The sequence below is a fragment of the Clostridium thermopalmarium DSM 5974 genome (assembly GCF_002995795.1).
In the GTDB taxonomy this organism is placed as follows: domain Bacteria; phylum Bacillota; class Clostridia; order Clostridiales; family Clostridiaceae; genus Clostridium_H; species Clostridium_H thermopalmarium.
This window is the reverse complement of sequence record NZ_PVXN01000030.1, coordinates 1-548: the sequence shown is the minus strand read 5'-3', so window position 1 is coordinate 548 and position 548 is coordinate 1. Positions and strand designations below refer to the sequence as shown.

Sequence of the window (548 nt, the reverse complement as noted above, 5' to 3'; positions counted from 1 at the left end):
GTGGTAAAAGAAACTGTCCTCCTGAAGATGTAGGGGGACCGTGGGGATATGAAGATTTCCTTGAAGCAATCCAAGACCCGCAGCATCCAGAGCATGAATCCATGCTTGAATGGGTGGGGGGTTCTTTTGACCCTGAAGAATTCAGCATAGATGAAGTCAATAATGTGTTGAAGATGATAAAGTAAAAGCACATAGGACATATTTTATCGGACTTTGTATGGAGGAGATAAGGTGATAAAAGAGGGGGAAAAATAATATGTCAGATAACAGTAATAAAGTAGTTGTTATTTACAAATCAAAATATGGCAGTGCACAACGCTATGCACAGTGGATTGCAGATGAAGTCAAGGCGGATTTGTTTGAAAGGTCTAAAATTACACTAAACGACATACTCAAATATGATACTATTGTTTATGGCGGTTGGTGTTAGTATAATATTGTAGACACAGAAAGCCGAACACTTTAAAATATTAATAAGAAAAGGAAGTGTTTATAATGGCAAGAGGTCAAAAACATTATACAGAAGAATTCAAAAATACAATAGTAGA

General features: G+C 36.3%; 2 protein-coding genes. Both read left to right on the top strand.

The window, feature by feature from the left end; translation table 11 throughout:
* A partial coding sequence (locus tag CPAL_RS06450; protein ID WP_146126576.1) for a plasmid pRiA4b ORF-3 family protein occupies nt 1-185 on the top strand: 185 nt, incomplete at its 5' end.
* Between the two features lie 71 nt (nt 186-256).
* On the top strand, nt 257-430 hold the full coding sequence (locus CPAL_RS13750) for a flavodoxin domain-containing protein (RefSeq protein ID WP_116485985.1): 174 nt from the start codon (nt 257-259) through the stop codon (nt 428-430).
* Nucleotides 431-548 lie beyond the last annotated feature (118 nt).